Annotated in this window: 4 protein-coding genes; all 4 read right to left on the reverse strand. The window is 49.3% G+C overall.

Features of this window, described 5'->3' with window-relative positions; genetic code table 11:
- The coding region (locus tag B7C60_RS18595) for a 4Fe-4S dicluster domain-containing protein (protein WP_245869019.1) at positions 1 to 382 on the reverse strand (382 nt) is incomplete at its 3' end.
- 7 nt (positions 383 to 389) lie between these two features.
- Positions 390 to 2135, reverse strand: coding sequence for a hydrogenase large subunit (locus tag B7C60_RS08725; RefSeq protein ID WP_099611309.1), 1746 nt, complete (start codon positions 2133 to 2135; stop codon positions 390 to 392).
- A gap of 3 nt (positions 2136 to 2138) precedes the next feature.
- A complete protein-coding gene (locus B7C60_RS08730) occupies positions 2139 to 3092 on the reverse strand; it encodes a respiratory chain complex I subunit 1 family protein (RefSeq protein ID WP_099611310.1) in 954 nt (317 codons plus the stop codon).
- Positions 3093 to 4235: proton-conducting transporter transmembrane domain-containing protein (locus tag B7C60_RS18600; RefSeq protein WP_281251682.1), on the reverse strand; the 1143-nt coding region annotated here is incomplete at its 5' end.

Below are 4235 nucleotides of genomic sequence, written 5' to 3' on the forward strand. Positions count from 1 at the left end.
TTTTCGCTACAAACGGACGGTTACAGCAGGTGCAATTAGCCAATTCAAACTCGGCACTTTCATACAGATCTTCTTTTTTGGTTACGGCCAATTCGAACGCTTCGGAGAGTTCAATCGCGTGAGTTGGGCACACCTCTTCACAGCGACCACAGTAAATGCAGCGCGCCAGAGATAACTCCCAACGGCGGGTGCCTTTCTGCTCATCGGTTTCCATGATCAAGGCATTCGCAGGACAAGCGCGAGTACACGCACCACACGAAATACATTGACTTGCATTCAATTCTGGTTTACCACGAAAGTCCTCGGCAACCTCAAATGGTGCAAACGGATATTTTTCCGTGACGACACCAGTTTTGAGAATGGTTTTGAGTAATTTAATCATGACAACCTCACAGTCCTTTCAGCGGTGAGTTTTTACGGCTCACGCTGTATTGCTCAATGGCTTTGTAGGGCACGGTTTGGCTACGCTTTTTCTTGGTATCCACAATGGTCACGCGGTCAGTACAAGAGTAGCAAGGATCCAAACTACCAATAATGAGCGGCGCATCTGCTACGGTGTTACCACGTAACATATAACGCAGGGTTGGCCAGTTCGCGTAAGTGGCCGCTCGGCAGCGCCAGCGGAACAGTTTTTGGTTATCGCCCGTCATGCTCCAATGAACGTTTTCACCACGCGGCGCTTCGGTAAAGCCGAGCGCAAATTTGTAGGGTGTGTATTCGAAATCTTCCGTCAAAATCGCACCGGCTGGCAGGTTATCTAAACCGTATTCGATGATGTTGAGAGAATCCAACACTTCACGAATGCGCACGATCACGCGAGATTGCACGTCGCCGTTGCCCATGTGTTGCAGTTCAATCGGCACGTTGGCGTACGCTTCTAGTGATTGACCATGTACAACACGTACATCTCGCTCAAAACCGCTACCACGAATCAGCGGGCCAACTGGGCTGAAATCGCGTGCGATGTCTTTTGCCAACACACCGACCCCCACCAAACGGCTATCGATGTTCGGTGTTGACAGCAATACTTCCACTAACGCTTGGAATGAGTGGCGCACTTCACGTACCATCGCGATGCCTTTTTCTCGTTGCGCTTTTAAAAAGTCGCGACGAACACCGCCAATCAGGTTCATACCGTAAGTTTTTCGTGCGCCTGTCAGCAGCTCGGCCAGTTCCATGGTTTTTTCACGCACGCGGAAAAATTGCATAAAGCCTGAGTCAAACCCCACAAAATGGCTCGACAAACCAATGTTCAATAGGTGGCTGTGCAAACGTTCAACTTCAAGCAAAATGGTACGGATCATTTTCGCACGTAATGGCACTTGGACATTCAGCGAGTTCTCAACAGTATTGGCGTAACCAATACTGTGGGTGAAACCACAAATCCCGCAAACGCGGTCGGCCAAGAAAGCCACTTCGTGATAACCCATGCGAGTTTCGGCCAATTTTTCCATGCCTCGGTGGACGTAGAACATCCGGTAATCGGCGTCAACGATATCTTCACCATCTACGAACAGGCGGAAGTGTCCGGGTTCATCGGAAGTGATGTGCATTGGGCCAACTGGCACGATGCGGTTGGAATCATCACCGCGTTGGTTGATAAACGGGTATGTTTCAGTTTCCGTGGTCGGTTGTGGACGCTGACGATAATCCATCGCATCTTTTCGTAGTGGGTGCACATCGTCTGGCCAGTCATCCGGTAAGATCAAGCGACGCTCATCAGGCAGGCCTACTGGGCGCAGACCGAACATGTCACGAATTTCACGTTCGCCCCATACCGCTGCAGGAATGGTTGGTGTGATAGAAATAAACTCTTGGCTGTTGGCATCCACCAATACTTTGACGGTGATCCAGCATTTTTCAACCCCTTCCATCGACAACGCGTGGTACACCGCAAAGTGACCATGAATGCTGCGTTCGTCGTTACCAAATGACACTGTCAGCCAACCGCCTTGATCGTAGTAAAGCCATTGCATCACTTCAACCAGCGAGGTCATTTTCACCGTGATGGTAACTTGAGTCGTGGTTTGCCACTCTTCTTCAAGGATGGCATTCGGGAATTTTTGCACCAACCCCGCCAGATAGTGTTTGCCCGTTTTTGCCAAGGCATCGTTTTGTGTATTCATTGTCATCATCTGTTACCAACCCAAAATAAAAAAGACCAACGCGAGAACGGTGCCGCCAATAACGGGGAAAACCGTTCGATGCATGTTGAGAAACCGAATACGCGCCATACAGTTTTCGACAATGCCAGCTAACAAGAACACAACGAATAGTTTTACCAACAGGATTAACGCAGCGCTCCATAGCGTTGCACCGTCCAAATTCGTCGCGCGTCCCCAAGGAATGAAAATGGCCAAAAATAGCTGAGCCACCACTAACTGTTTCAATCCCAAGCCCAGTTTCACCATCGCCAAACCCGCACCAGAATATTCCGTCACTGGGCCTTCTTGCAGTTCTTGTTCTGCTTCGGCACTGTCAAACGGCAATTTGCCCATTTCCACAAATACCGCAAACGCACACGCAATCCCCGCAAATAGATAAGTCACCGGACGCGCCCACTCGCCACTTTGCACGGTGTGGCTGATCACGCCAAGGTCGGTCGACCCAGCGCCCAATGCCATAATGAAAATTGCGAGAATAAAGATGGGTTCAATCAGAATACCCAATGTTAATTCGCGGCTACTGCCCATACCGGCAAACATGCTGTTAGAGTCAATACCGGACAACGAAAAGAAGAAACGACCTATCGCTAACAGATAAATGTCGGTGATCAAATCACCAGAGACCGGAAACAGTGACATGCTAGTGAGTGTTGGCAGTGACATACCAACCAGTAACAAGCTGATCAGCAGTACCCAAGGCATCATCCAAAACACAAAACTGGCATTAGCTGGTGCCACCGATTGACGACGTAATAACTTACCGATATCACGATAATCCTGCAGGATGCCAGGACCACGGCGAGAGTGAATTCTGGCTCGAATAACACGAGAAAAACCAGTCGCCAACGGTGCCAGACATAACATCAGCAACGCTTGAAACACCGCAAAGATCACCCAGTTTAAGCTGGGCATTTCTAGTGAATACATTTACATAACTCCAGAAATCAACGGGAAAAAGATCGTGCAAAGCACAACAAAGCCAATCCAGAACATCATGGTTCTACGGTAAGCTCGACACGAGATTTCTTCTCCTGCAGGAGGTTGAGACAGTAAAAAACGCTCCATCCAAGTGCGGTTAGGTCGAGACTGGTAGATATAGCGGAACATATGACGCATCGGCTGAGTGATGCCTCCCGCAGAAACCGTCATTTTTTGTTCGTACTGATAACCACACGCCCAAGGGTCACCTTGGTGGCGATTGGCTAAACGTTGACGTTTGTGGAAAGCCAAAATGGCCATTGGTACCAACAGCAACAGTGCAAGTACACATAAAATAATCGGGGTAGATAGCAGAGCTTGCATATTGTTGGCTGGGAACAAGGTAATGTCTTGTGCCACAGTCACGGCCCCTGTTCGTAGCGTTGCACTAGCAATATCGGCGATGTAAGGTGCAATCCATGGTGCAGCAATGCCCAACACCACACACAACACAGACAAACCAATGGTGGCATTGACCATCGCTCGGCCCACTTCGGTAGCCTTTTCCGCTGCTTCAGATTTCGGCGCACCACCAAAACAGATACCGTACACTTTGACAAAACACATGCATGCCAATGCCCCCGTCAATGCCAACATCACCGCGCCAAACGGGCCAAAGACTAGGTGTGCCACGCTACCCGTTTGGCTAATCGAAAACAGCGACTGGTAAATAAACCATTCACTGACAAAACCGTTCAATGGTGGCAGGGCAGAGATCGCCATGCTACCAATCAGAAAAGTTAGCGCTGTTTGTGGCATATGTTTCGCCAAACCGCCCATTTTTTCCATGTCTTTGGTGTGCAGGCGATAAACCAGCGAGCCAGCTCCCAAACACAATAAGCCTTTAAACACAGCATGGTTAAGCAAGTGATACAACGCGCCCAGCAGACCCAACACGGCAATCACCATGTGATCGGTCGCAATGCCCATCATGCTTACACCGACACCCATTAGAATAATCCCAATGTTTTCTACCGAGTGATAGGCTAAGAGCTGTTTGATGTTGTGTTCAGCCAAAGCAAACATCACACCGAGCACCGAAGACAAGGCACCAAAAATCAGTACTACAAGTCCCCACCACCATTGCGTTGC

This window comes from Vibrio fujianensis (assembly GCF_002749895.1).
GTDB classification, from domain to species: Bacteria; Pseudomonadota; Gammaproteobacteria; order Enterobacterales; family Vibrionaceae; genus Vibrio; species Vibrio fujianensis.

Excerpts from the sequence above, each read along its gene's own strand:
- B7C60_RS08725 (WP_099611309.1), bottom strand. The coding sequence starts at position 2,135 with ATGATGACAATGAATACACAAAACGATGCCTTGGCAAAAACGGGCAAA.
- B7C60_RS08730 (WP_099611310.1), bottom strand. The coding sequence starts at position 3,092 with ATGTATTCACTAGAAATGCCCAGCTTAAACTGGGTGATCTTTGCGGTG.